Origin of the sequence: Rhizobium altiplani (assembly GCF_001542405.1) — a bacterium.
GTDB classification, from domain to species: domain Bacteria; phylum Pseudomonadota; class Alphaproteobacteria; order Rhizobiales; family Rhizobiaceae; genus Rhizobium; species Rhizobium altiplani.
On record NZ_LNCD01000034.1, the window covers coordinates 1 to 23,987 of the forward strand.

The 23,987-nt window shown below is 59.5% G+C and carries 26 protein-coding genes and 1 pseudogene; 9 read left to right on the forward strand and 18 right to left on the reverse strand.

What is annotated here, in order from left to right; genetic code table 11:
* The 3 genes from AS026_RS06795 to kduI all read right to left on the reverse strand — a co-directional run.
* The coding region (locus AS026_RS06795; RefSeq protein ID WP_131815288.1) for an SDR family NAD(P)-dependent oxidoreductase at nucleotides 1–458 on the reverse strand (458 nt) is incomplete at its 3' end.
* Between the two features lie 8 nt (nucleotides 459–466).
* Nucleotides 467–805 (reverse strand): cupin domain-containing protein, encoded by a 339-nt coding sequence (locus AS026_RS06800; RefSeq protein WP_062368932.1) that lies wholly within the window; start codon nucleotides 803–805, stop codon nucleotides 467–469.
* Nucleotides 806–816: 11 nt separating this feature from the next.
* Nucleotides 817–1,659, reverse strand: a complete 843-nt coding sequence (gene kduI, locus AS026_RS06805; protein WP_100248131.1) for a 5-dehydro-4-deoxy-D-glucuronate isomerase — start codon at nucleotides 1,657–1,659, stop codon at nucleotides 817–819.
* A 235-nt stretch (nucleotides 1,660–1,894) separates the two neighbouring features.
* Here kduI and AS026_RS06810 point away from each other — a divergent pair, with 235 nt between their 5' ends.
* A complete protein-coding gene (locus AS026_RS06810; protein ID WP_062369214.1) occupies nucleotides 1,895–2,662 on the forward strand; it encodes a FadR/GntR family transcriptional regulator in 768 nt (255 codons plus the stop codon).
* A gap of 80 nt (nucleotides 2,663–2,742) precedes the next feature.
* Here the strand turns inward: AS026_RS06810 and eglC are convergent, their stop codons facing one another.
* From eglC to AS026_RS43110, 4 genes are all read right to left on the reverse strand, one after another.
* On the reverse strand, nucleotides 2,743–4,179 hold the full coding sequence (eglC, locus tag AS026_RS06815) for an endo-1,3-1,4-beta-glycanase EglC (protein ID WP_062369116.1): 1,437 nt from the start codon (nucleotides 4,177–4,179) through the stop codon (nucleotides 2,743–2,745).
* 57 nt (nucleotides 4,180–4,236) lie between these two features.
* The gene (locus AS026_RS06820; protein ID WP_062369117.1) at nucleotides 4,237–5,541 is read right to left on the reverse strand and encodes an HlyD family type I secretion periplasmic adaptor subunit; all 1,305 of its coding nucleotides are present in this window, start codon (nucleotides 5,539–5,541) and stop codon (nucleotides 4,237–4,239) included.
* Nucleotides 5,538–7,289, reverse strand: a complete 1,752-nt coding sequence (locus AS026_RS06825; RefSeq protein ID WP_062369118.1) for a type I secretion system permease/ATPase — start codon at nucleotides 7,287–7,289, stop codon at nucleotides 5,538–5,540. Before AS026_RS06825 ends, AS026_RS06820 begins: the two co-directional genes overlap by 4 nt.
* A gap of 532 nt (nucleotides 7,290–7,821) precedes the next feature.
* The gene (locus AS026_RS43110; protein WP_062369119.1) at nucleotides 7,822–8,172 is read right to left on the reverse strand and encodes a type IV toxin-antitoxin system AbiEi family antitoxin domain-containing protein; all 351 of its coding nucleotides are present in this window, start codon (nucleotides 8,170–8,172) and stop codon (nucleotides 7,822–7,824) included.
* Nucleotides 8,173–8,739: 567 nt separating this feature from the next.
* Between AS026_RS43110 and AS026_RS06835 the strand changes: the two genes are divergently transcribed.
* Complete coding sequence (locus AS026_RS06835) at nucleotides 8,740–9,327, forward strand: L,D-transpeptidase (RefSeq protein WP_062369120.1); 588 nt, start codon at nucleotides 8,740–8,742, stop codon at nucleotides 9,325–9,327.
* A gap of 149 nt (nucleotides 9,328–9,476) precedes the next feature.
* A complete protein-coding gene (locus tag AS026_RS06840; protein ID WP_062369215.1) occupies nucleotides 9,477–10,322 on the forward strand; it encodes an inositol monophosphatase family protein in 846 nt (281 codons plus the stop codon).
* Here AS026_RS06840 and AS026_RS06845 read toward each other — a convergent pair.
* Genes AS026_RS06845 through AS026_RS06865 form a run of 5 tightly spaced genes read right to left on the reverse strand, consistent with a single transcriptional unit; the run spans nucleotide 10,313 to nucleotide 15,133 of the window.
* Complete coding sequence (locus AS026_RS06845; protein ID WP_062369121.1) at nucleotides 10,313–11,164, reverse strand: glycerophosphodiester phosphodiesterase; 852 nt, start codon at nucleotides 11,162–11,164, stop codon at nucleotides 10,313–10,315. The two genes, AS026_RS06840 and AS026_RS06845, sit on opposite strands and share 10 nt — an antisense overlap.
* On the reverse strand, nucleotides 11,157–12,236 hold the full coding sequence (locus tag AS026_RS06850; protein ID WP_062369122.1) for an ABC transporter ATP-binding protein: 1,080 nt from the start codon (nucleotides 12,234–12,236) through the stop codon (nucleotides 11,157–11,159). Before AS026_RS06850 ends, AS026_RS06845 begins: the two co-directional genes overlap by 8 nt.
* A 37-nt stretch (nucleotides 12,237–12,273) precedes the next feature.
* The gene (locus tag AS026_RS06855) at nucleotides 12,274–13,098 is read right to left on the reverse strand and encodes an ABC transporter permease (protein WP_062369123.1); all 825 of its coding nucleotides are present in this window, start codon (nucleotides 13,096–13,098) and stop codon (nucleotides 12,274–12,276) included.
* Nucleotides 13,098–13,976: an ABC transporter permease gene (locus AS026_RS06860; RefSeq protein ID WP_062369124.1), complete on the reverse strand. Its 879-nt coding sequence runs from the start codon at nucleotides 13,974–13,976 to the stop codon at nucleotides 13,098–13,100. Before AS026_RS06860 ends, AS026_RS06855 begins: the two co-directional genes overlap by 1 nt.
* Nucleotides 13,977–13,987: 11 nt before the next feature.
* Nucleotides 13,988–15,133, reverse strand: coding sequence for an extracellular solute-binding protein (locus AS026_RS06865; protein WP_062369125.1), 1,146 nt, complete (start codon nucleotides 15,131–15,133; stop codon nucleotides 13,988–13,990).
* A 559-nt stretch (nucleotides 15,134–15,692) separates the two neighbouring features.
* Here AS026_RS06865 and AS026_RS06870 point away from each other — a divergent pair.
* The 3 genes from AS026_RS06870 (at nucleotide 15,693) to AS026_RS06880 (ending at nucleotide 17,503) form a co-directional block, all read left to right on the forward strand.
* Nucleotides 15,693–16,217, forward strand: coding sequence for a GNAT family N-acetyltransferase (locus AS026_RS06870; RefSeq protein WP_062369126.1), 525 nt, complete (start codon nucleotides 15,693–15,695; stop codon nucleotides 16,215–16,217).
* A 137-nt stretch (nucleotides 16,218–16,354) separates the two neighbouring features.
* Nucleotides 16,355–17,026 carry a hypothetical protein gene (locus AS026_RS06875; RefSeq protein ID WP_062369127.1) on the forward strand — a complete coding sequence of 224 codons (672 nt, stop codon included), beginning with the start codon at nucleotides 16,355–16,357 and terminating at the stop codon, nucleotides 17,024–17,026.
* Nucleotides 17,027–17,107: 81 nt separating this feature from the next.
* Entirely contained in the window at nucleotides 17,108–17,503 is a 396-nt protein-coding gene (locus tag AS026_RS06880) for a hypothetical protein (RefSeq protein WP_062369128.1), read from the forward strand.
* 11 nt (nucleotides 17,504–17,514) lie between these two features.
* Here the strand turns inward: AS026_RS06880 and AS026_RS06885 are convergent.
* Together AS026_RS06885 and AS026_RS06890 are read right to left on the reverse strand one after the other, a co-directional pair.
* Nucleotides 17,515–18,053, reverse strand: a pseudogene (locus AS026_RS06885) (ATP dependent DNA ligase); the annotation flags it as partial.
* 105 nt (nucleotides 18,054–18,158) lie between these two features.
* On the reverse strand, nucleotides 18,159–18,488 hold the full coding sequence (locus AS026_RS06890) for a hypothetical protein (RefSeq protein ID WP_062369216.1): 330 nt from the start codon (nucleotides 18,486–18,488) through the stop codon (nucleotides 18,159–18,161).
* A gap of 229 nt (nucleotides 18,489–18,717) precedes the next feature.
* Here AS026_RS06890 and AS026_RS06895 point away from each other — a divergent pair, with 229 nt between their 5' ends.
* Together AS026_RS06895 and AS026_RS06900 are read left to right on the forward strand one after the other, a co-directional pair.
* Entirely contained in the window at nucleotides 18,718–19,185 is a 468-nt protein-coding gene (locus tag AS026_RS06895) for a hypothetical protein (protein ID WP_245307375.1), read from the forward strand.
* A 14-nt stretch (nucleotides 19,186–19,199) separates the two neighbouring features.
* Complete coding sequence (locus AS026_RS06900; RefSeq protein ID WP_062369130.1) at nucleotides 19,200–19,922, forward strand: SOS response-associated peptidase; 723 nt, start codon at nucleotides 19,200–19,202, stop codon at nucleotides 19,920–19,922.
* 20 nt (nucleotides 19,923–19,942) lie between these two features.
* Here AS026_RS06900 and AS026_RS06905 read toward each other — a convergent pair whose 3' ends face one another.
* The 3 genes from AS026_RS06905 to AS026_RS44165 form a co-directional block, all read right to left on the reverse strand.
* On the reverse strand, nucleotides 19,943–20,212 hold the full coding sequence (locus tag AS026_RS06905; protein WP_062369131.1) for a hypothetical protein: 270 nt from the start codon (nucleotides 20,210–20,212) through the stop codon (nucleotides 19,943–19,945).
* A gap of 842 nt (nucleotides 20,213–21,054) precedes the next feature.
* A complete protein-coding gene (locus AS026_RS41645) occupies nucleotides 21,055–21,240 on the reverse strand; it encodes a hypothetical protein (RefSeq protein WP_131815289.1) in 186 nt (61 codons plus the stop codon).
* On the reverse strand, nucleotides 21,210–21,449 hold the full coding sequence (locus AS026_RS44165; RefSeq protein ID WP_342587552.1) for a terminase small subunit-like protein: 240 nt from the start codon (nucleotides 21,447–21,449) through the stop codon (nucleotides 21,210–21,212). The genes AS026_RS41645 and AS026_RS44165 overlap by 31 nt, the downstream gene beginning before the upstream one ends.
* Before the next feature lie 235 nt (nucleotides 21,450–21,684).
* On the opposite strand from AS026_RS44165, the gene AS026_RS06910 reads away from it, so the two are divergent.
* Nucleotides 21,685–21,951 (forward strand): sunset domain-containing protein, encoded by a 267-nt coding sequence (locus AS026_RS06910; RefSeq protein WP_062369132.1) that lies wholly within the window; start codon nucleotides 21,685–21,687, stop codon nucleotides 21,949–21,951.
* A gap of 1,108 nt (nucleotides 21,952–23,059) precedes the next feature.
* Here AS026_RS06910 and AS026_RS06915 read toward each other — a convergent pair.
* Nucleotides 23,060–23,974: a TIM barrel protein gene (locus AS026_RS06915; protein WP_062369133.1), complete on the reverse strand. Its 915-nt coding sequence runs from the start codon at nucleotides 23,972–23,974 to the stop codon at nucleotides 23,060–23,062.
* Nucleotides 23,975–23,987 lie beyond the last annotated feature (13 nt).

The window sequence follows — 23,987 nt, forward strand, 5'->3', positions numbered from 1 at the left end:
GGAATGCGGATGCCGCCCTGGAAGGACAATAGCGAGGCGATATTGATGATCTTGCCGCCGCCTCGTTCGAGCATATGCCGGGCGGCAGCCTGCGACAGAAAGAAGACGCTCTTCAGGTTGATGTCCATGACCGCATCCCAATCGGCCTCCGTGAAGTCGATGGCGTCGGCGCGGCGGATGATGCCGGCATTGTTGACGAGGATGTCGAGCTTGCCAAAGGTCGCTACCGTTTCGTCGACGATTGCCTTTGTCGGTTCGATCGATCCAAGATCGGCCTTGATGGCGTGAAAACCGGCACCGATCTTGCGAACCGCAGCCTCGGTTTCGTCCATCGATGAGCGGCCGACGGCAACGATCGTGGCGCCAGCCGCAGCCAGCGCGACGGCGATTGCCTGACCAAGGCCGGTATTGGCACCGGTGACGACCGCCACCTGCCCGGAAAGATCGAACATGGTCATGGCGGGCCTCACTTGAGGAATTCGGCGCGATGTGGCGTAAACGTATCGATCAGGCGGCCCTTCTCGAGAGCCTTGACCCCATGCACCAGATCGGGGGGAACGATGAAGCTGCCTCCCTGGTGCAGGGTTTCCGTCCTGCCGTCGATCGTCACCTCGAAACTGCCCTCAGCCACATAGCTTGCCTGGATGTGGGGATGGGAATGAAGCGCACCGACGGCGTCCTTCTCGAAAACGACCTCGACCATCATCATCTCAGGCAGGTAGGCCATGATGCGACGGGTCACGCCCGGTTCCGGACTGGCCCACTCGGCATCCTTGGCCGGCACGAAAAGATCACTCACTGCCATAGTCCCCCTCCTCACCGAAGATCTTCGATGGCGACAAGGTCGACGTCGGTATAGTCGACATTGTCGCCGGCCATGGCCCAGATGAATGTGTAGCTTGATGTACCGACACCGGAATGGATCGACCAACCCGGCGACAGGATCGCCTCCTCGTTCTTGACGATGAGGTGGCGCGTTTCGTTCGGCTCTCCCATCAGATGCACGACGCGGGCCTTTTCCGGCAGATCGAAATAGAGATAGGCCTCCATGCGCCGGTCGTGCACGTGGCAGGGCATGGTGTTCCAGACGGAGCCGGCCGCAAGCGTCGTCATGCCGACGACGAGTTGGCAGGTTCTGACACCGTCCGGATGGATGAACTGGAAGATCGAGCGCTCGTTGCTGGTTGCCTGTGCCCCGAGATCGACGCGCTTGGCATCTGAAATGCCGATATGCTTCGCAGGGTGCCGAACATGCGCGGGGGCGCTGAGCAGGTAGAATTTTGCCGGCTGTTCGGCCGATACGGACCGAAATGTCACCGAAGCCCCCATGCCGGCATAGACCATGTCGCGGGTACCGGCCTGAAATTCTTCGCCATCGACGACGACGATGCCGGCACCGCCGATGTTGACCGCGATCAGTTCACGACGCGTCAGGAGGGTTTCTGTTCCCGCCGGCTTGATCGTTTCCAGGTCAAGCGCTTCCGAAGTCGGCATGGCGCCGCCGACGATCATCCGGTCGTAGTTGGTGTAGTGAAGCTGGATGCGGCCAGCCAGAAACAGTGGTGGCAGCAAGAAGTTTTCGCGAAGCTCGGCGGTCCCAAATCCCGCTGCGGCCCGCGGATCAATCGCGAAGCGATTGGTGTAGTCAGTGTGAGTCACGTTGCCTCCCATGTCATTCAGAGTCATCATACATATTGATCATACTTGAGCAACCGCAATCGCTTCATTCCGATCAACTGTCGGTAGCCGGAGAGATGTCAGAAACGCTGAACTATAAGGACTTTTCGTCGATCGGCTCGAATTCCGCAATTTTGTATGACAACATCCACAATTGTTGTCTTAATGGAGCACTGGCGGTATGCTCGGACATCATTTTGCAAAGGCGACAACACCCTTGAACGCAATTCCTCCTCCGGTCGATGGTGGTCCATCACGACGACAGAAGCTCTCTGAACGGATCGCCGACTCCCTCCGCCAGGACTTCCTTTCAGGCCAGATCTCCGTCGGACAGAAGTTGCCGACGGAGGCCCAACTCGCAGAATCCTTCGACGTCAGCAGGACCGTCATTCGCGAGGCGATCGCGGCTCTCTCGGCCGATGGGTTGCTGGAAACGCGACAAGGGGCAGGCATCTTCGTGATTGGTCACCAGTCGTCCGCTCCGATCATAAGACAGGACCGATCAAGCAACATATCGCACGCCCTGAACGTGCTTGAAGTTCGCATCGCGCTTGAAGCTGAAGGTGCGGCGCTGGCCGCCACCCGCAGAAACGCCTCGCAGGAGGCGCAGATTCAGGAGTGCTTTTTCGAGTTCGATCGGCTCCTGCAGCTTGGCAAGCCCACCGGCCAGGCCGACTTTGCATTCCACCGATCGATCGCCGAGGCAACCAACAACCCTTTTTATGTTGAAGTCCTCGACGCCCTCGGGGCGCGAACCATTCCTTGTGACGTCACCTCTCCTTACGCCACCGAAGAGGTTCTCTCGGTCAGCTACCAGGCCGGATTGCAACGGGAACACCTTGCCATCCTCAACGCAATTTCTGCAGGCGACGCCACGGGTGCGCGCGACGCCATGCGCGCTCATCTATCGGCAAGCCAGGAGCGATATCGCGAACGCCTGCGGGATCGGCGCACGCGATATCAAAGCATCGTCGAAGCAAGCTAACGGATAAGGATGCTCAACGGGCCTGGGACGACTGTCGTCATCATGACCCTACGACCTCATCCCGTTCGGCTTTCACCTCGTCAGATGTGCCAATCGTTGCTCGCAGTGGCTTCGGTGGCAGCGTGCAACGGGCTGTCCGCGAGGGTATAGGCCCTGATATAGTCGATGTGCATTTCCGAGCCGTTCGCCAGGCCGTTGGACGGCGTTCCAGCCGCGCCGCCGACGGCGAGGTTGACCAGCATGTACATGGGATCATGCATGTCTTCGGGTGTGTCCGCCTGCGCGACGGCGACGTCATCGAAGTACCAGGTGATGTGATCTTCGTCCCACAGAACGCCGTAGTTGTGGAAGCCTTCGGTACTTCCCACTTTGACCGGAAAAGACGTGATCGTATGTGCGCCGCCATGGTCGCTATGGACTGTGGCATTGACAACATTTGGCTCCTGACCGCGCATCTCGACAACGTCGAGTTCTGGTGGCCAGGAGCCGTCCTCCGGAAGGAGCCAGAAGGCCGGCCAAACGCCCTGCTCTGACGGCATATCGGCACGAATTTCAAAATAACCATAGGTCTGGGCAAAGGATGAATGTGTGGTCAGGAGACCAGATGTGTAGTCGTAGCCGTTGATCTGCGCCTGGATCGCCTGCGAGGCGGGTTCTGCCGAAATCGTCAATACGCCGTTGCTCACAGAGAATGGATTTGCCGATGCGGTCGGCGCGTAGGACGGGTTGATGTACCACTGCAGCTCGCCGTTCCCGGTCAACGGGCTGCCGCGGTCCGGCGCCCACCAGAACTTGGCATCCCACGTGCCCTGGTCGCCACTGCGCAGGGACAGGCTGTTGAACTCGTCATCGAAGCTCAGCGCGAGCTGTGAGCGGTCGAGCGTCAGCTGGAATTGGCTGGCGTGCAGATCCGACGCCTGGGTATTGGCGAAGACGAGGCTTTCACCGCTGCCGAGATCCAGCCGCAGGTTGGCGCCCTCCTGCGTGCTATGAGCCAGCACCTGCTCGAAAGACGAAAGCCCGTAGCTGTTCAGTCGCACCGTATCGTCACTGCTGAAATCGACGATCAGATCGCTCCCGTGGCCCTTGGTGACGAGGAATGTATCGGCTCCGCCTCCGCCGATCAGCACGTCGTTGCCGGCACCGCCGTCGATCGTCTGGCTTCCCGAGGCTCCAGAGATTATGTTGTCCTGAGCGTTGCCGAAAGCATAGCGCCCGGCGCCTGTTACGGTCAGGTTCTCGAAATTCTCAGGGAGCGTATAGCTCATCCAGGTGTTGATGGTGTCGGTTCCTCCGCCAGGCGCCTCCGCGGCACGGTTGATGGCGGAATAGAGATAGTAGATGTCATCGCCGGTTCCGCCGTGCATGGTCACGTTGACGGAACTGTCACCCCATATGGAGTCGTTGCCGGATGTACCATTCAGCACGGGGCCGGAACCGGTTGCGGAGAACCATGCGGTCGAGGCGCCACTGTAGAACAGCGGTTGGCCGACAGCGTTTTGTATAGATTTTGCCATTATCAACTCCTTCGGGTTTTCGTGCTTCTCATGGTCTCCCTCCTCCGATGGCTGTCGTCATTCCTCCCGAAATGCACGGACCAGCTGGTCCGTAAACGGCTTGGCGAGATAACCGAGCGCCGTGCGCTCGCCTGTCTCGATGAAGGCTTCGACGGGCATCCCGGCAACCGGTGCCAGCTTGCCAAGCCTTTGCCATTCGCTTTCGGGCACCGCGACCCGAAGCGTGTAGTAGGATTGGCCGGAATGCGTGTCCGTTGTCAGGTCAGCGGAGACAGATGCAACGCGTCCCTTCAATTCCGGTGTTGTCCTGTAGCTGAACGCGGAGAACCGCAGGCTGACCTCCTTGCCGACCGCGACCTGGTCGACGTCCTGTGGCGACAATTTCAGCTCGGGCGTGAGCATGTCGTGATCGGGCACGATCTGCATGACGGCCTCGCCTGGCGTAATCACGGCACCCTTCGCATGGACAGCAAGTTGATGGACGATGCCGTCTTGCGGCGCCCTTATGTCGACGTGTCGTAGCTCGTCCTCTATCGCAACACGCCGCTCGGCGTATTCGCCACTGTCGCCCTCCGCCTGCCTCAGCTGTTCGGAGACCTCGCTTCTGTGATCGTCACCCACCTGGATAATCTGCAGCTCCGTTTCGGCGATCTTGCCTTTGATTTCCGCGGTCGAGGCAACGAGGCTGCCGAGTTCTCCCGTCAAATCGGCCGCATCACGTTGCAGGGTGTAGACGCGGGTTGCGGGAATAACTCCCTGCCGAAGCAGCGGCTCCAGGCTTGCAAGCTCCTTGTCAATGATGCCGATGGCGCGACGCTTGCCCGCCTGCTGGGCCGACAGTCCTTCGGCCTGCTGGTCGAGCTGGCGGACGCGCTCACGCAGTTGCGCCGTCCTTCCACTGAGCGATGCGCGGCGGTCATCAAACAGCCGCAGCTCGGAGCTCATGAGGGCGGTAGCCTGAGTGGCATCGGCATCTCTGACGAGAGCTGGAAAAAGAATGGCGTTCCCGCCGTCGCGCTCTGCAGAAAGCCTGGCTGATCGCGCTGCAAGCTCTCGCAGCCGCCGCGATACGATCGCAAGATTCGCTTTCGTCTGGGTGTCGTCGAGATGAACGAGGATTTGGCCAGCCGTGACGCGATCGCCGTTGCGGACGAAGACCTGTCCCACAGTGCCGCCCTTCTGGTGCTGCACCGGCTTCACATAGCTGTCGACGACCAGTGTCCCCTGGGCAATCACCGCGCCGTTTATACGGATCGCAGAGGCAAGCCCGCCAAGAACCCCGACGAGCAGGGCAGCTGTCGCAAGGGCAAGCAACGTCAGTCGGCGGATTGCTCGTTCCGTCGATGTCACAGCCCCGGTCATGACGACAACTCCCCGCCGGCGCGAAGCAGTCGGACGAAGGAACCGGTGGCAGCGACTGACTTTGGTCCCGTCTTGAGAACATCGTTCTTCGGGCCGAACGCTTTGCCCCGACCGCCCTCAAGAACCAGCACCTTGTCGACCACGGAAAGCGCGCTTGCCCGGTGAGCGATGATCAACACCACCCCTTGCCGCGACCGAACGGACTCGATTGCCTGCGAGAGTGCCAGCTCGCCCTGAACATCGAGATTGGAATTCGGCTCGTCGAGCACAACGAGGAACGGATCTGCGTAGAGGGCCCTGGCCAACCCGATGCGTTGCCGCTGGCCCGCGGACAGCGTTCTGCCCTGCTCGCCGATCCGCGTATCGAAGCCATCGGCAAAGCTCACGATCATATCGTAGACACCCGCGGCCCTGGCGGCCGCGATGATCAACTCCGAAGAGGCCTCCGGATCGAACCGGGCAATGTTGTCGGCGATGGTTCCGTCAAACAGCGACACGTCCTGCGGCAGGTAACCGATGTTGCGGCCGAGTGCTTCCGCAGTCCATTGTGACAGCGACGCTCCATCAAGCCTGATATCCCCGGCAAGGGCCGGCCACAGGCCGACGATGCCCCGCGCCAGCGAAGACTTGCCCGAGGCGCTCGGACCGACGATGCCAACTGCCTCGCCGGCTTGGACCTCGAAGGACAGCCCGCGAATGATCGGTATCTTCGAGCCCGGAGCCGCCAGATGAAGGTTCTCCACTGCCAGTGATTGCCGCGCCGCCGGCAGCGCGACGTCGTGAAGCCGCCCGTCGGAGAGCTGGACCTCGCGGTCGAGGCGCGCCCATGCCTGGCGGGCAGCCGCAAATCCCCGCCAGTGCGCGATGGCAAGCTCGATCGGGGCGAGCGCGCGGCTCACGAGAATGGAGCTCGCAATCATGATGCCGCCAGTTGCTTCCTGTCGAATGACGAGTATGGCGCCCACGGCCAGTACGGCGGACTGCAGCAACATGCGCGCGGATCGCGACAGGGTTGAAAGCGAGTTGACGAACGTGGCCGTGCGCAAGTGACTGTCGAGGTGGCGCCGGTTGACTTCGGCCCAGCGCGCCGAGAGCATTCCACCAAAACCCATTGCGACGACCGCTTCCGAATTGCGCCTCGCGGTTTCGGCGAAAGCCATTCGCTCAGAAAGGATGGTGGCCGTCTCCCTCGTCGGACCGCGTGACTTCAGCTCCGCAAGCAGCGCCAGCCCCGTCAAGAGAAGCGCGCCAGCCACGGCCGTGAGGCCAATCCAGTGATGAAACAGGAAGCAGAGGGCGAGGTAGAAGGGCATCCAGGGCAGATCGAACAACGCTCCCGGGCCAGGGCCGGACAGAAATCCACGCACCGTATCGATATCGCGGATCGTTTGCAGACCGTCTCCCGGCGCCGGCTTGCGCGATGCCGACAGCGCGACTGAGAGGAAGGCCCGCCCTGAGAACCGCTCATCCACCGCCCGTCCGATCTGCCCCAGAAGCAGGGATCGCGTGAGATCCAGAAGCCATTGGAACGCAAAGAGGGACACAACGATGATGACCAGACCGACGAGGGTCGGCAGGCTCCGGCTGGGAATGACGCGGTCATAGACCTGGAGCATGAAGAACGAGCCGCTGAGCGCCAGGATGTTGACGAGGCAACTGGTTACACCAAGCCCCAGAGCGCCAACGCGCAACGACGAGAAGAGCCCAAAGAAGGGTCGCGGCTGCGAGAGGGATCCGGTTTCAGACAAATGGGCTCCTTGTGGTCGTAGCGCAGACACACCATCGCCGAGGCTTCGGTGGTCGAGAAATCGAGATCGCTTGCCTAGACTGAGGCAAAAGAGACCGAATGACGACCGCAAACAGCGGCGTCTCTTCATTCCGCGCTAAGTCGCCAAATCAGCCGTTAAGCGCGAAGTCGTGTTCCAGTCACGTCGTCGAATGACTGTCTTCTTTCGAACCGAGACAGCGCGATTGCTGAGCGATTCGGCAGTACTTGTGAGGGCATTTTATGACTTATATAAGATCCCGGTTGCAATTTGTGTCCGGATTTGCGTTTCCAGCCGCGTGCTCGAAAGCTCCGCAAGTCTCACCGGGTACGATCCACGTTCAAATGATCTGCGCTATGCATCGAACTGGTGATAGCAAGTGCGGGCACCAATCGATTGGACAAATCCAGCGACACTAGAGCGGCCGAACTCTGTCATAAACAATCCGGATCAGATTTGGGGCGGGAACAACTCGCTTGTGCGCAATCCCGGTCAGATCTGGGGCGGCGACAATTCATTCGTGAGGAATCCAAATCAGATCTGGGGCGGACCCAACTCGGTGTTCAACACCAGCCTGTCCAACTCGGCAAGATTGGAACACCGTATATGTCTGCCGTTTTAGACAGAGCGACTGAGTTCCTCCGGCACGGTGATCTGATAGGGTAGGGTCGAGACGTCCCCTTTTGAGGAGCATCCGCTTGCCGCTGCCGAGATCGACGCCTTTCCTGTCGATCTGCCTGAGCCAAGACGGGCTGTGGCGGTCGGCGAACCAGAAGAACAGGCGCTTGACCTTGATACTGCGGCAGTCCTTTTGCAGCAGGTTGAGGCGGCGCGGGCTCAGAGAGCTCCGCCACTCGGCGATCATATCGACGTTGTGGAAGCTCTGCCGGTCGGGAAGCTCGTCGAACAGCTCCAGGAAAGCGCTCGGGCGTCGAGACCGTCAAGGCGCGCTCGTCCTCACATAGCGCCCGTACTGTCCCCTTGTGCGCAAGCTGCTGGAATAGCCGTGCGCCTCCATCCAGGCCGCGTCGGCAAGCAGGCCCTCGGCCAGCGTTCTCCCCAATTGGTTCAGCTTCCGGCTTTTCGCTCAGTCATAAAAATAGCATATGATCAAACGAAGCCAGTTTGAAAAAAGCAGAAAATACTTAGTCTGACTTAGGAAAAATAAAGAGCCGCAAACCAAAAAGGCGAGGACTCCAGCGGCAGAGGGTCATAATGCGGAATTAGGTTTCTAGTTCTTCCTTCTGTGGCCATCGATCAGCAGGCTGCTGTGAGCTCTCGGTGGGGCAACGTCGGCTGGGAATAAGACTGGGACATCATAAGAAGCCTAAATTCCGCATCGACGTCGTGTGTAGCGTCGGAACATCAGCCGCCACAGTGGCGCCACAGATTTTCGCGGTTATCTTGCATCAAAACAAGCGGATAGCGGACAATGAAGTTCCTGGTTCTATTTGCAGCAGTGCTTTTGTTTGCGGCCTTTCAGGCCGAGGCGCAGATTTACGGACCGTATGACGGCTACGGTGACTATGGCGACTACGGCTATTACGATCCGTATGGTCCATATGGACCGCCGCCCGACTATGGCGAGCCGGTGCCGCAGCGCCAACCCCGAACGGAAAGGCGCGGGACAATCGTCATCGCCACACGCAAGCACACACTTGTCTATACGACGCCTCAAGGTGAACAGCTCGCCTATCCGATTGCGGTCGGGCGCCAGGGAAAACGATGGTACGGCACGACGCATGTCACGTCGAAGCGCAAATATCCCGAGTGGCGACCGACGGCCAGCATGCGCCAGAAGAATCCGAGACTGCCAATGGTCGTGCGCCCCGGCCCTTCCAATCCGCTCGGTACACGGGCCATTTATCTTGCGGACGGCCTGCTGCGCATCCATGGCACCAATGATCCGTCCTCGATCGGCACCAATGCGTCAAGCGGTTGCTTTCGCATGTACCGCGAGGACGTCGAGGAGCTCTACGAGATGGTCCGTCCGGGAACACGCGTGATCGTCCGGCGGTGATATAATAATCGCCCAGTTCGGGTGTCGGCCACACAAAATCTTTCAAGGGTCGCCGTCTGGCGTTTGGACGCGCCTTGATACGACCGCCAACGCTGGCGTCGACGTCCCGTCATCAAAGCTTCATGCGGCTCTGCCATCACCTCATGACGATGTCGAATCCAAATCCCGCCGAAATCCGTCCCGTGTCATCCCGCATCTCCCCGACTGCCTCACCGCGCCTTGCGGCATTGGCGGAAGCCGTTTTCCTTGGAGGCGCGAAAGCACGAACATCGCTGCGTCGCCGCCTTGATGGCGAATTGGTCGCAAAAGCGCCGAGGGACTATCAGACCGAGATCGACGTTGCCGTCGAGCGCATCATCGTCGATGAGTTGAACCGATCCTTTCCCACCTACGCGATCAAAGGCGAAGAAGCAGTCGGCAACCGGAACGCAAAGGTCGGCGTGCCGGTCATCTATATCGATCCCATTGACGGGACGACAAATTTCGCCTGGGGCATTCCGCATTTCGGCATGACAATCTCGATCGTCGAGGACGGCGAACTTGTCGCCGGCGTCGTTTACGATGCGATGCTGGATGAGCTTTTCAGCACGGAGCTCGGCGGCGGAGCCTATTTGAATGGCGAGCGGATCCGGTGTGTGAGCTCGAAGGGAGTTGAAGACGTGCTCGTAGGGGCCGGCCTGCCGATTCCCGGACAACTGAAGGCCGTGCCGGAAGACGTGTACTTCAACGCGCTCAAGCGGTTGATGGCCACAACCGCGGGCGTGCGGCGGCTGGGTTCGGCGGCCTTGTCGATCGCCTATGTCGCCTGTGGTCGCCTGGACGGTTTTTTTGAGGATGGCTTGTCACTGCACGACTACGGCGCCTCCGCCCTGTTGGTGCGCGAGGCAGGCGGTAGGATCTCGGCGTTTGATGGTGGACCCGTCACCGCGAACGGAGACATCGTTGCCGGCAATCCCGTCCTCCATCCCTGGCTTGTCAAAGGCTTTCAGGCCTGATCTTCGATCAGAAGCCGTTCCAGCCCGACCGGATCATCCGTCGTGATCTGGTCAGCCTTCAGTTCCAGGAGCCGTTTGACCCCCGGCAATGCGGAGGGGACGGCGGAGTTGATCGTATAGGCGTCGACGAGCCGCCCTGCCCCCTGAAATGCGCCGATCAGGTCGTAGCCCGCCTGATCCGCAAATAGCACCAGGCGGCGATCGAGATAGATCATTTGCGCGCGCGGCACGGCTCGTAGCGCACCGGCAACAAAACCCACGAAATCGCGTGTTTCCATCAGCCGCTCGATGGCGCCATCGTGGCAGGGGTCGTAGCCGATTGCCATGTCAGGCACCGCTTGCGAAAGCCGCTCGACGGCAAGCGAGTCACCGCCTGAAAGAATGACTGAGTCGGCAACAGGCGAAATAGCCGCCGCGAATGCGGCGATGTCGGCGTCGCGAATGACGTCCGAATTTTCTTTAAGGTCAAGCTGCAATCCCGCCCTCGGATCCCGGCCGACCTGAGCCAACAGGCGCCCGAGATCTGCAAGCATCATGACCTTGTGTTCGCTCGGCGCCCCGAAAGGATCGCGAAGATGCAAGCCACGCAGGTAAGCCTCGGATGCGGATCGAACCATCCCGGTGCCGGTTGTCGCGGCATCAAGCGTCTCGTCGTGCAGCACCGCAAAACCATCACCGGCAAAGCGCATCAGATCGACCTCGACGCTGGCGCCGAGTTCCATGCCTTCCACGATGCGCGCGCCGGTAAAGGAGATGTCGCCGGCAAATCGATGTCCCCGGTGCCACTTCAGCCAGGTACGATGCCCTGCTCTGTCGATCGCAATTCCACGGCCCTCAAGCATGACCAAACACCCGATTGTTCTCCTGTGTCGGGACCGCGACGGACTCGTGAACGAGCCGGTTGCCTCGGAACGCCCTGAAGGCGGCCGCCACCGGTTCCACCGACGTGCCCATGGTCCAGTCACTGTTGCTTGATGTCATTGCTTTCATTCTTGTTCCGTCGTTGAGATCGACGTCGACGATCTTGTGGGTGCCAAAATCGATGCTGCGGTGAACGATGCCGGCACCCATCTCCTTCGCGGCAACAAGTGACAATGCTTCCGGTCGAATCGCAAGTACGATTTCTCCGTCCGCCACGGGAACAGGGAGCGAAAAGGCTGCATGTTGGCTGATGCCATTCCTGACCGTGGTGCGAATGAAGTTCATCGAACCGATGAACCCGGCGACAAATTCGGTCTCTGGCTCGCGGTAGATGCGATCGGGCGGCGCGATTTGCTCGGTGTAGCCATCGCGCAACACGACGATCCGGTCGGCGAGCGCCAACGCTTCATCCTGTCCGTGCGTGACGAAGAGCGTCGTGATGCCAAGCCGCTGCTGGATGTCGCGCACCTCCTCACGCAACCGCTCGCGCAAGTGCTGGTCGAGGCTGGCGAAGGGCTCGTCGAGCAGGAGGATCTTGGGTTCGAGCACCAGCGAGCGGGCCAGCGCCACACGCTGCTGCTGGCCACCGGAAAGCTGCGTGGTGATGCGCCTGCCGTAGTCGGCAAGACCAACGAGCGCCAGCGCCTGTTCGACGCGCTCTTTTATCTCCGCTTTGGGAAGGCGGCGAAGCTTGAGGCCGAATGCAATATTGTTGAAGACGTCCATATGCGTCCACAGGGCATGGCTTTGGAACACCATGCCTGTCGGACGTTTTTCCGGCGGCAGTGACGTAACATCCTTTGCATCTATCAGAATGCTTCCCGCGGTCGGTCGTTCGAAGCCGCCAATCATGCGCAGCAATGTCGACTTGCCTGATCCGGAGGGACCAAGCAAACAGACCAGTTCACCATCCTCGACATCGAGGGAAACATCGCGGACCGCATAGGTGGCGCCGAAGCTCTTGGATATCCCTTTTATGGTCAAGCGTGCCATCTGAAGCCCTTCCTGGTGCCATCCGCCGCAATGAACATCATGCTCCCAGCCCCCTTGCGAAGGTACCGGTGCCGACCACTCTTCGGGCAAACATCAGTGCGACGAAAGAGGGAACCCACAGCATCACCGATAGGACCGCGCCATACTGAACGACGATCTGGTTGTTGATGAAGGTGACCATGAGGACCGGCATCGTGCGGATCTGCGGCGCGCCGATCAGCCACGCTCCTTCGGTTTCGTAGAACGTCCCGACAAAGGTCAGCAGGAGGGCAGCAGCGATCGTTGGCGCTGCCTGCGGAAGGGTAATCGACCAGAAGACACGCAAAGGGGTTGCCCCGGCATCGCGCGCGGCCTCTTCCATTCGCCGATCGACGTTCTTGAAAGCCGCCACGGGAATCCAGATCATTAGCATCAGCGTTCCGACCAGTTGAATGAGGACGACGCCCCAGAACGTGCTGATCAATCCGATCTGAAGAAAGATCCCGGCGATCGCCACCAGAAGCCCGAATTTCGGGAAGGCATGCGACGCCAGGAACGACAGAAAGAGAACGTCCCTGCCCGGGAATTTCATACGCGCAAAGGCATAGGCGGCCGGGAGACAGATTACCGCTGAAAGAATGGTCACCGTCGTCGCCAGACGAAGGCTGAGAAAAAGGGCGTCCCACACATCCGTTCGCGACAATGTCAGCGACCAGTAGCGCAGTCCGAACTCTTGGGGGATCACAGCCGGGTAGCGCCAGACCTCGCTGAAAGCCCAGGTTCCGACGACAACGAGCGGCAAAGCGATGAACAGCGTCAGCAGCAATGCCAGCAAGGCGCCGATCCAATCCATCTCCGCCATGGCAAGCCTTGCGTGCCGCATCACACGCCTCCCCTGTTGCGGGCGATTGAGCGCACGTAAAGCACTCCGAAGACAAGGCAGAAGCCGAAGGCGATGACAGCCTGCGTCAGAGCGTTGACGGGGTCGTTCATGTCCGAGAACGTCCGCTGCATGAAGGGCCCCATCATCTCCGGCGATGCCGGCCCGAGAAGATAAGGCAGCGTGAAGGACGAGAAGATGCCGAGGATTGCGAAAGAAGTGGTGACGAGCAGGGAATTGCCCATCCGCGGCATGATGATCGACAGGAAGACGCGCAGCGGCGAAGCGCCGACGTCCCGCGCGGCTTCAATGGAGCTCTTCGGAATATTTCCCAGTCCGGCCGTCAGCATGAGGACCGTGAGCGGCAGGTTATCCCAGACGAGACCGATGACCGGCCCCCACGGCGTCAGGTAGGGCGACGGCAGCTTCGGCAACCCAACGGCATTCAGCAGTACGTCGGCGGCGCCATTCGGACCAATCGTGCGGATCAGCGCGTACGACAGAATGATCGAGGGCACGAACATCGGAAAGATGGCAAGCCCTTGCACATAGGCCGAGAGCGACCCGCGGGAAAACCGGAGATAGAGCGCGATCGGCAGGCCGATCGCCAGAAGCAGCACTCCGCAAACCAGCGTCGTCCAGAGCGTGATCCAAAGGTTTGCACGACTGTACTGGTCGCTGAAAAAGAACTGGTAGGAGGCGAAGGATATCGCCGATGCGCCACCCGGCTGCGCGACGAAGATCGTGCTCGCGACCGCCGACAGGAACGGGTAGATGATCAGCCAAGCCAAGAGAAGCACAGGCAGGGCTACCAAACCAAGCCCCACCCAACCTTGGCTTCTCACCGACGCGGACCATCGCGCCAGCAGCGGAAGTGACATTGACCTGCGCATCAGGTGCGGCTGATACCCGGTGCGACGTTGCGATACCAACCGTCGTTGATGGTGGTTTCCCAATCACCGCCCGGGAAGGTGGGGATGGTCGCCGGAATGACATCGGCATACTTCTGTCGTAGCTCGTCCGAGATGTGCTCCCAGGATACGCCCGGGAAACCGCCGATCTCGGTGATGATCGCTTCCTGCATTTCCTTGGTCAGCAGGAAGGCGGCGAGCTTCATTGCTGCGTCCGTGTTGGCACCGTTCGAGAACACGGTCATGCGGGAGAAGCCGCCGCACAATGCGAGATCGCCCAGCTGAACGAGACCGGTCGTCTCCGGCAGAACACCTTGCGAGATCGCCTGCAGCACCTGGTCGGACCAGACGGGCGTCATCGTCACGACGCCTTGCGCCAGAAGCTGGATCGACTGCGTGTTGCCGGCCGTATAGGCGCCCTTCTCGAAAAGGGACGGCGCCAGATCGTTGAGAATCGCCCAGGCCGGCGTTACGGCTTGGTTGGCGTAATCGGCCGTGAAGTTGTCGATCGTGAACTTCTTCGGGTCACGACCGTTGGCTTCGTGGATGGCGCGGCGAACGAAGTTTCCGCCGGAGCCACCCTTGTCGGGACGATTATAGATGAACTGGCCCGGATTGGCCTTGATCCAAGCCGTCAGCTGTTCCCAGCTCCTGGGTGCGTCCTTCGGATCGAGCTTGGTCTTGTCGTAGGCCAGCAAGACCTGCGAGCCACGATAGGGAAGCGAATACTTGCTGTCGAATGCGAGCGGATTGACGTGGCCGAAGCCTTCGACGTTCTGCGCCGAGAATTCTACCCAGAGACCAGCTTCAGCGCCTGTCGGCGGAAGACGTGGATCGAAGCTCTCGAAGAGATCGGCCTGCGGATCCGTCTTCGTCTTGAGCGCTGCCAGAGCGCGGTCTGCAATCGCGCGCAAACCGGTGTTGTCACCGGCGTCGGTAATCTTCAGGGCCACATCCGGATGAGCCTTTTCGAAGGCGGGGCGGACGATGTTGTTCCAGAAGTCGATGATATTCGCGTCCGATCCGCTATAGAGATCGATCGTCTTTGTCGCGGCCGATGCCAGGCGTGGCAGCATCAGCATGCCGGCGGCGGCGGTTGTGGTGACAAGGAAGTCGCGTCTGTTCATAGCCCTCTCCATTGGCTCGCGTGTAGAAGGCCGTGCTACGCCCGGCGCGTCACAGACTCATGACAGCAGGGCCGATTTAGGAGAAATATTGCACAGCTGCGCAATCCATCTCGTCCCCTTTGGAAAGGGCAGTCATAGGAGCCAGCGCGAACAGTGGATGGGGATGCCTCTCTTGATCTGGCACGCGGAAACGTGTCGGCCGCGCTCGAAGGTTACGGGCAGCGCGGCGTGGTCCGGACCGGGTGACCGGGGACGACGCGATCACGACTTTGATCGCCGACTGGAACCGCGACTACGATCCCGCCAAATCCTCCCTGATCCCTGCGTATTGCCGTCGCGATGTCCGGATGCTGAATGAGATTGAACGGTCACGCGTTCAAGCCGGAAGACGGACCGCGGCATTTCGCGGCCGGGGACAGAGCTCCAAGTCATCGACAACATACGGTCGTTGGCACCGAGTACGAGGTAGTTGCCGCGCTCTATGCGATGCATGAGCAAAAGGTGGTAGAACTCCTCGACGGGAATCGTTTGAGGGTCCTATGAGATGCGACCGCATGCAATGGTAAGGCTGATCGAGTTCGGGCGTGAGCATTTCCCAACGGTCGCCAGTTGGCTTCGCAGCGAGCGCGACCTGGTGCAATGGGGCGGGCCTGATCTGACCTATCCACTAAGCGACCATCAACTTGAGCAGATGGTAGAGGAAGGGCAAACAACACCACCATCACGGCTGTGTTGGATGGCGGTTGACGTTGCTCAAACCTTGGTGGGCCATGTCCAGCTTGCTCTCGACTGGAAGAATGGCGTCGCGCGGGTGGCTCGGGTCATAATTGCGCCTGAGGTTCGCGGAAGGGGGCATGCGTCCGCTCTATTGGAGTCGGTGGTGAAGCAAGCTTTCTCCTACGACGAGATCGAGAGAACTGAACTCAACGTGTATAGCTGGAACACGGCAGCTGTCCGAACCTACAACAAAGTCGGCTTTTCTCATGAGGGAGTGAGGCGGTCATCCGTCCGGGTTGGCGATGAGAGGTGGGACACGGCAGTCATGGGCATATTGCGGCCCGAGTGGGAAGCGAGGCGATTATGACAGGAGTCCCTGCGGTATCGATCACTGGACAAGGTTCGGTGGCGGTGGGCTGCGCTCGATGGATCGTAGTTGTAGATCCTATGCAAGCTCGCCGCGGAGCTCGATAGTTCGCCTCCCCTTTTCCATGGAGGATGATCATGAGCGCTGTAGGTTTCAACGATTGCTATATCGCCCTTGAACTCAGCCACCGAACTTGGCTGATCGGCTACCTTCTGCCTGGCTCAGACAAGGTGCAGACGACCTCAGTTGCCGGCGGCAACGCCGAGGCTCTCGTGTTGGCTCTTTTGAGAATTCAAAGCACCATAGAGCGCTCTCCGGCCGGATGTGCCGCGGGGCCGCTGCGGGTTTGTTTCGAGGCCGGCTATGATGGTTTTTGGCTTGCCCGTTTTCTCCTCAACCGCGGCATCGATACAACCGTCGTCGAAGCAATGGTGTTCACTCTGAAGGCTTATCTGCTCGGAGACAGGTGGTTTGCCGCCCGTGCGGCTACAACTGTCGACGAAGAGGACGCCAAAAGCCTGTCCCGAGAACGCACCCAGTTGAAGAAGGAGCGCACGCACCACGTCAATCGCATCCGCGCATTGTTGGTACTCCACGGCGTTCGATCGGTTGCCGGTCTTTGGGGAGGGCGCTGGAGGGAAGCGCTTTCAAATATCCGAACTGGCGACGGCAGGGAGCTCGGTCGTTTCATCCTCCGTGAGCTTTGCCGCCAGTTCGAACGGCTTGACCTCGTGCACTCGCAGCTCAAGGCTCTGGCTTTCCCCAGCAAGCCCCTCTCTGGCGTCTCTTCGCAAAACTTTGGCACCTAAGCGCAAGTGTAGCGCATGTAGCTACCCCATCTTGCGATGCGACAGCCGTCACGATCAGTCGCGGAGCGCTTTGGAAGGCAGATGGGGAAGTTGAAAGACCGGATTATCGTTACGGCTATCGTCACGGCCGGATCTTGGTGGGCCTATGAGGCGTATCGCGCGGGCAACTTTGCAAGGCCGACGATGCCCGAGGGAGCGTTTTCACTCTCCTATCCAAGCGGATTGCGGGCAATCATGGTGAACATTCCCAACGAGAGGAAAACTCGCCGTTACATGGGATTTCCGTCGGACGTTCCATTTTACCTGGAGAAGGCGTGGTCGTTTTGCTCCCCGCCCAACACGAAAGAACAAAAGCAACTCGACGAAACGATGAAAGTGCGCGATTTGCCGGGCGCGAGAATTGAGGCAGTTTGCAAAATAAAAGTGGACGGCAACAGCGTCGTACGGGGCGTGATCACATCTGTTCCTAGGCTGTGACCGCAGTCGATTCATGCGTGACACAGCTTCCCGTCATGCGTCCACGCGCGGTACTCGATCTCGGCTATCAGCGTCGGCTGCACCCACGCGAGATTTTTTGCCTCTCCCTCATATTTGAGGGTGGCGTCTTGCGTTTTATCCGGCCCAGCGTCTTCCGCAGGTATTCGGCACTGCGCTCGTTGAAGCCCGTCCCGACCGAACCGACGTACACCCAGTCATCTCTCTTGCGCGCAGCGAGCAAAAGACTGCCGATACCCGACCGAGCCACCATGGAGTGCTCGCAGCCCACGACCAACAAGCTGTCGGACTGCGTGCACTTGACCTTGATCCACTCGCGGAACCGGCCAGAGCGATAAGGGGCATATTTGTACTTCGCGATAATGCCTTCGAGACCATGCTCACAGGCCGCTTCGAAGACATCGCGCCCGTCGCCGTCAATGGTTTCCGATAAGCGAATATCGTGGCCGTCGAAGTACAGCAGGTCGAAGGCGAACATGATAGCGTTGCCGACCGGCAGCTTCCCTCCCCGACCGCCAAGGGAGTTCTGGAGCATGATGTGCCAATGGGCGAGGCGTTCTGCTGTTCCCTTAGCTGCACCGGCCGGCATAAGCGCTGCCGACCACTCTTTGTGTGGTTGCCGGGATGGCATCCGGGGCTAGAAGTTAAAATACACGCCCACACCGGACCTGCGATGGTAGGGGTAGTAATCGCGATAGCCATATCGCGGATACCCGTAATACCGCTGATGGCCGTAGTACCGTGGACGGTAGCACGACCCGTAATACCGGCAATCGCGATAGGCGTAGCGCCGGTTCTTGTAGTGGCCGTACGCATGTCCATTCCCATGGCCGCGGTGGTCGACCTGCTCGACGTCAGTGGCTTGCATATGTACTGTATTCGGCACAACGATCGGCGCAGCGTTAAGCGGCAGGGCGAACGATCCAGCCATGATCATGGCGGCGAGTGCGGGTATGAGCTTCTTCATCATCGGAACATCCTTTCGGGATGCGAGTCTGGGGTAATGGGCATTAACCTCCGATGAACGGCTGCTTGTTGAACTCCGGCTTCTTGTGCTGGCGTTGGGGACAAGTGGTGAATGAACTTGACGCAGCGAGCACTCAACGCCATTTCATCTCCGCGCTCGGGCGGGTGCGAACCCCAAACCTGTCGGCATGCGGCTGTCGGCAACCTCTTCAAGGAGAGGCGCTGTGCGCATGGCCTATCACCCCTCCGACTTCATCGGGCATGAACTCCGGTACTCCTGCACCAAATGCCAACGCAGCGGATCGATGCCCGCCGCGGATGCCCTCGCCCGTTACGGGAACAAGGCGTTGCCTGAGCTTCGCTATGACTTCGCTCGGGAATTCGGATGCGAGCGCGGACCCGACGCACCATTCAATGACAAGTGCGCGATAATGTACGACAGCTCGACAGAGAAGATGCTGGGCATCGAGGTGCCGCCGCCTAAGGCCGATCACGAAAGAACGCTCGGCGAACTGGCGCAGCATGAGGCGCTGTTCGCACTATGTCTGGAGTGCAATCGCCGGAAGCCTATCGATCGCTGGGGGATACAGAAGAAGATCGGGAAGGGATTGACGCTCGGTCAACTCGCCGGCCTCATGCGCTGCAAGTGTGGGCACAAGGGCGCCCGCTTGATGGTGAGGCATTTGTCGCGAGACTGAAGGGAGGTTTGGGAATGTGCGGACGCATCTACATCAAGGCAACTCTCGAGGAGATGCTGCAGAACTTCGCGTTCGCCGACCGCGGTGACGTCCGGAGCCTCAGCAACCAGTTCCCGAGGTATAACGGCGCCCCTTCCCTCGACTATCCGATCATCATTCGCGACATGGTGCGCGAGCCTGATATCATGGGGCGGGTCTTCATTTCAGCTCGTTGGGGCCTCCAACCGTTTTGGATGAAGCCGGGAGGCCGACCGCCTCCGATCAACGCACGTCGCGAGGGCATCGCCACCAATGGCCTGTTCAAGTCGGCGTATCGATTATGTCGGTGCCTCGTGCCAATCAAGGGCTACTTCGAATGGAAGGACATCTCTGGGACGGGCAAGAACAAGCAGCCCTACGCGATTGCCATGGCCGATGACCGCCCATTCGCGCTCGCCGGCATATGGGACACATGGCGAGATCCAACCACCGGCGTTGAGATCCGCAATTTCGCTGCCATTACGTGCCCACCAAACGAGATGATGGCGGCAATCCATGACCGAATGCCCGTCATCCTGCATCGAGGCGATTACGACCGGTGGCTATCACCGGAGCCAGACCCGGACGACCTCATGAGGCCCTTCCCCGCCGAACTGATGAAGATGTGGCCGGTCGACAGAAAGGTCGGCTCGCCAAGGAACGATACGGCGGACATCATCGACGAGATCGACCCTGATCCCGAACCGACGGTGATCTGATCGAGGGGCCACGCCAGCGCCTAGTCGCAGACGTTCCTGTATCGCACAACCCGGTGGCCGTGGCGGTATCCGTAGTATCTCTGTGTCCAGCAGCGTTGGGCGTCGCGATATCCCGGGCCATCGTAGTCGTCATCGTACACGTAGCGTGGTGAATAGCGATAATACCGCGGCGCTGGCGGATCATCGTAGTAGCGAGGGCCGGTGCCATACTCAAAGTAGATCTGAGAGAATGCCGGCGACGCTGACAGCGTAGTCGCGAACGCCAGCGCTGCGATAGCGAGCTTCTTCATGTCTTATTCCCATTCCGGTTTGCGCATAGACGTTGGCAAGGCGGTGTCTCACGCTTCGGTCTTAATACGTCATTAGCGTTGTTCCTGAACATCGGACCTAAGTCCGAGATGGATCGGACTCCGGTCTGGTGGCTTCAGGACCTTTGTCCGACTGTTCAAGCCAGCCCTATCCCGCATAACTTGTGCCGTCCAACCCCACCGGACACCGGAATGCTCCGGCACGCCCCTCGTGTGTAAACCCCTCGGAGCTTCCGGAGCCGGCCTCATAGCGCAACCCGCAGCGAGAGCGCTCGAACCACAACACTGAGGTTCCGGCGTGTATTTTGTCGCTGACTGATTTTAGTGGTTGGTGTAATTTTTCTGTGTCTGCCTCCCATGGAGAGACAGGGAGGTTCCGTGGTCGGCTGGACCCCTTCCCGGAATCTCCCACTTCTGCCGGAATTTAGGTCGGGGCACCACAACGTCACGGCTGCGAAAGCATCCAATCAGCATGGACGCAAGCCTAGGGCATTTCGAGCTTCCACCGAAGCGGGACAAACGGAAGATGGGGCAATGATTTATACTAGCTGCTTAGTACTTTTGCGCGGATAGAAACCTTTGCGGGTAAGTGTATATTAGGAGCGTCGCAACCTGGGATGTGACGGAGCGAAGCCTTCGTCTCGCGGATCCCCGCCGCCAACGAGACTTCACTTCAGAAATAGTGGCAGGGAGGTTCGACCCTCTCATGAACCTCCCTGTTTTAATCGGCGCTCATGCCATAGGACACTCGGGGTCGCCGCTGATGTTAGCGCAAAGATGTAAATGAGACCTATCGACGATGCTACCGTGACGTGTTCTACCAGCTAGGTTGGACCGATCACCGGCCCCTTCGCCACATGAAGAGTTCGCAGAAGTGTCCAATCGTTTTCATCATCGAACATTGCCTCGATGGTCAACTTGCCCGGCTGCTCGATAAAAATTGGTGAGCCGAACCCCATAGGAGGCCAGTTTTCCAAGTCTACAATCTCCACCTCACCGTCGACTGACATGAGATCTGCCTCGTGCCCAGCATCCGTGCACGAAATTTGAATTTGATATTCCCAAGCTTCTCAGATTCAGGAAGCATCCACACACCCAGCGCAAAATGCGCTGGCATTTGCGGGAGAACGATTCCGTTGGTGTTCGGCATGTCTCCGGCCAAGCAGATCGCGCGGAGGCTCTCACCGTTCGAGAGACGTTCGCAAATCGCGTCCGCTATCTCCTGGGTGACTCAGCTTGGGCGCCCTATTGCTTTTGGGTGTTCTTCTTTGCCATAAGGTTTCGACGCCTTCATTGCCTCGAATTTTATTCATCGCCGAAGAGGACGCTTCACCCTTCGCACGACTTCCACTTGAGCAAGCGCCTGGATTCCGCTTTGCTAAAGCATGCCGACACACCGCTCGTTTCCACCGCCGCGATACCAGACGAAAAAGCAGCGACCGCCGTTGTTTGCCATGGAGACGTTCTACGCGGCGATTATTGCTGCAGGTATGGCTGGCTATATCGGCACTGAGGTGTTAACGACGTCAACGCCATTCGCGGCCTTCTCAAGCGCCTGCAACATCAAAGGCAACATCAGTCTCAACAACGGCGAGCGGATCTATCACGTCCCTGGTCAGGAATATTACGACGAGACCAGGGTATCGCGGAGCCACGGCGAGCGATGGTTCTGCAGCGAGGCCGATGCTCGTGCGGCTGGCTGGCGGAAGGCGATGCGATAAGCTGAGAAAATCAGAAGCCCGCTCACCGATGGAGGGTGGCGGGCTGTCATGCAAGCATGGACGACCGCTGTGCCGCTTATAGACGTTAGGTTGCTTAGATTACTGCTAGCCCGGGACTGTACCTAGCGTCATCGTCGGGTCGATCTGAAGAAACGACCGTCGACGTCTCAACGGGTGACCCGCGTGCGAGTGGTTAGTGGTATTGACGGCAGTCCAGTCCCGCGCATGTTCAAGACTCGCATTTTAGCCTTGGAGATAATGATGAACCTTACCCCACAAATGCTTCGGTCTTCTCTTGCCTCATTTATGCTTGCGCTTGCTGTAGTCGCCTCACCGGTAGCGGTCCCCCGGGAAGCAAGCGCTCAGATCATCATTGGAGGCGGCAGCAGCCTAAACCACGGACGACCGGTAACATGTAACCAGGGTGCGCGCCTGCTTCGTACTCGTGGTTTTCGGGATGTCACAATGGTCAACTGCCGTGGCAGGTACTACACCTATCGCGCAACGCGCAACGGCGCTCGCTACGAAGTCTCAATCCGCCAGGGGGATGGGCGTATTGTCGACACGCGACGCACCAGCTGGCGGCGGTAGACTCGCGCAGGACGGCACGGTCTTTCCGATCGATGGAGTCTGGCACTTGTCCGGGAATAAGTTTTGTCGAACTTGGAAAGGCGGGCGCGACGCCGGAAAAGAAATTTGCGAGACTTGGAATAAGGCTGGCAAAAATTCTGTTCACGTTATGAATGGCAAAAAGGATCTGAGCGTGAATTCGTGGTAGGGTGAGAGAAGGCGTCCTGGCCTTATTCAGATGCATTTCTTCCATCGTGCGGTTTGCTGGGGAACCGCGGTGGACCGCTGCTCTGCGCACTGTACATCCACCAAATCAGTGCGCAGATATTGCCATCTGGTTATGCGATTTCAGGCGGCTCAGCCGACCTACAACCGAGTTTCAATAATTGCTCCATTGTTTGCATAACCATAGCACGAGATGAAGGCGCCTTGAGGCTCCGGGTCAGGCCGCCGGCCAACTCGGAATACTGGGCGGCCCTCTGGATTTCTCATGTGTGCCTCCCAGTTCAATCTTCTCGAGACGCCCGTCTCGCGGCCGTTATTCCGCAGCTACGGCAGTGCGGTTGCTGTTCAATGCAATGAGACCCTTTGCGCGCTCAAGCGATGCGCTCTGCTCGTTGCGATAGCGGGCGCCGATTTCCATCATCAGAACGGTGCCGGGCAGGAACTCAAGCTCGCTGAAGATATCCTCCCAATCAATGTCACCCCAGCCAAGCGGCATGTGCAGGTCGCCGATGCCGAGCGCGGTCGATTCCTGAAGATGATAGGGCTTGTAGAAAGCCTGCGGACGACCGAAGGAATCATGGACGTGCAGGTGGCCGGCAACGGGCGCCATGGCGCGGATCTGTTCGCGGAAGTTCAGGCCGCGATAGGTCGCCTCTATATAGGCATGGCTGAAGTCGATCAGCGCCACCAGGTTCGGATGGCCGACCGCCTTGACCGTCTCGGCAACCTCGGCCGGCGTCTGACGGTACTGACCCGGTTCCGTGGTGAAGATGTTTTCGAAGGCGATACGCACGCCGTAGCGCTTGGCATGTTCAGCCAGCTCGAAAAGAGCCTCGCGTTCGCGCTGATCAGCCGTGGCGCGCTCGAACAGCTGGTCGGCGCGCAAGTGGCCGCCATGCTGTACGATCACCCTTGCACCGATCCGATCGCAGACCTCGACGAGCGCCTTGGCGGCATCGATCTGATAGCGCGCGGTTGCCGGATCCATGAAGTTGGACGATACGAGCCCATGGACCGTGTAGCGGAATGGGAACTGGGCGGTCAGTGCGGCCAGGCGTTCTGCGCGCTCCTTGACGACGCGGCCGCCGGCGATCAGGTCGATGGTCGTCAGGCCGAGTTCGACGGTCTCCACACCGAGGCCTGCAAGGCGGCGCAGATCGGCTTCGAGGCTGTCGAGTTCTCCGTCGGTGGAGCCGGAATTGAAGCCGGTCGAGATGATATTGCTCATGGGCATGTCCTTT

Bases quoted from the DNA above. Each gene is read 5' to 3' on its own strand.
- AS026_RS06800 (WP_062368932.1), bottom strand. From the start codon at position 805: ATGGCAGTGAGTGATCTTTTCGTGCCGGCCAAGGATGCCGAGTGGGCC.
- eglC (WP_062369116.1), bottom strand. From the start codon at position 4,179: ATGGCAAAATCTATACAAAACGCTGTCGGCCAACCGCTGTTCTACAGT.
- AS026_RS06820 (WP_062369117.1), bottom strand. From the start codon at position 5,541: ATGACCGGGGCTGTGACATCGACGGAACGAGCAATCCGCCGACTGACG.
- AS026_RS43110 (WP_062369119.1), bottom strand. From the start codon at position 8,172: ATGATCGCCGAGTGGCGGAGCTCTCTGAGCCCGCGCCGCCTCAACCTG.
- AS026_RS06835 (WP_062369120.1), top strand. From the start codon at position 8,740: ATGAAGTTCCTGGTTCTATTTGCAGCAGTGCTTTTGTTTGCGGCCTTT.
- AS026_RS06840 (WP_062369215.1), top strand. From the start codon at position 9,477: ATGTCGAATCCAAATCCCGCCGAAATCCGTCCCGTGTCATCCCGCATC.
- AS026_RS06845 (WP_062369121.1), bottom strand. From the start codon at position 11,164: ATGCTTGAGGGCCGTGGAATTGCGATCGACAGAGCAGGGCATCGTACC.
- AS026_RS06850 (WP_062369122.1), bottom strand. From the start codon at position 12,236: ATGGCACGCTTGACCATAAAAGGGATATCCAAGAGCTTCGGCGCCACC.
- AS026_RS06855 (WP_062369123.1), bottom strand. From the start codon at position 13,098: ATGCGGCACGCAAGGCTTGCCATGGCGGAGATGGATTGGATCGGCGCC.
- AS026_RS06860 (WP_062369124.1), bottom strand. From the start codon at position 13,976: ATGTCACTTCCGCTGCTGGCGCGATGGTCCGCGTCGGTGAGAAGCCAA.
- AS026_RS06865 (WP_062369125.1), bottom strand. From the start codon at position 15,133: ATGAACAGACGCGACTTCCTTGTCACCACAACCGCCGCCGCCGGCATG.
- AS026_RS06870 (WP_062369126.1), top strand. From the start codon at position 15,693: ATGGTAAGGCTGATCGAGTTCGGGCGTGAGCATTTCCCAACGGTCGCC.
- AS026_RS06875 (WP_062369127.1), top strand. From the start codon at position 16,355: ATGAGCGCTGTAGGTTTCAACGATTGCTATATCGCCCTTGAACTCAGC.
- AS026_RS06880 (WP_062369128.1), top strand. From the start codon at position 17,108: ATGGGGAAGTTGAAAGACCGGATTATCGTTACGGCTATCGTCACGGCC.
- AS026_RS06890 (WP_062369216.1), bottom strand. From the start codon at position 18,488: ATGAAGAAGCTCATACCCGCACTCGCCGCCATGATCATGGCTGGATCG.
- AS026_RS06895 (WP_245307375.1), top strand. From the start codon at position 18,718: ATGGCCTATCACCCCTCCGACTTCATCGGGCATGAACTCCGGTACTCC.
- AS026_RS06900 (WP_062369130.1), top strand. From the start codon at position 19,200: ATGTGCGGACGCATCTACATCAAGGCAACTCTCGAGGAGATGCTGCAG.
- AS026_RS06905 (WP_062369131.1), bottom strand. From the start codon at position 20,212: ATGAAGAAGCTCGCTATCGCAGCGCTGGCGTTCGCGACTACGCTGTCA.
- AS026_RS41645 (WP_131815289.1), bottom strand. From the start codon at position 21,240: ATGTCAGTCGACGGTGAGGTGGAGATTGTAGACTTGGAAAACTGGCCT.
- AS026_RS06910 (WP_062369132.1), top strand. From the start codon at position 21,685: ATGGAGACGTTCTACGCGGCGATTATTGCTGCAGGTATGGCTGGCTAT.
- AS026_RS06915 (WP_062369133.1), bottom strand. From the start codon at position 23,974: ATGAGCAATATCATCTCGACCGGCTTCAATTCCGGCTCCACCGACGGA.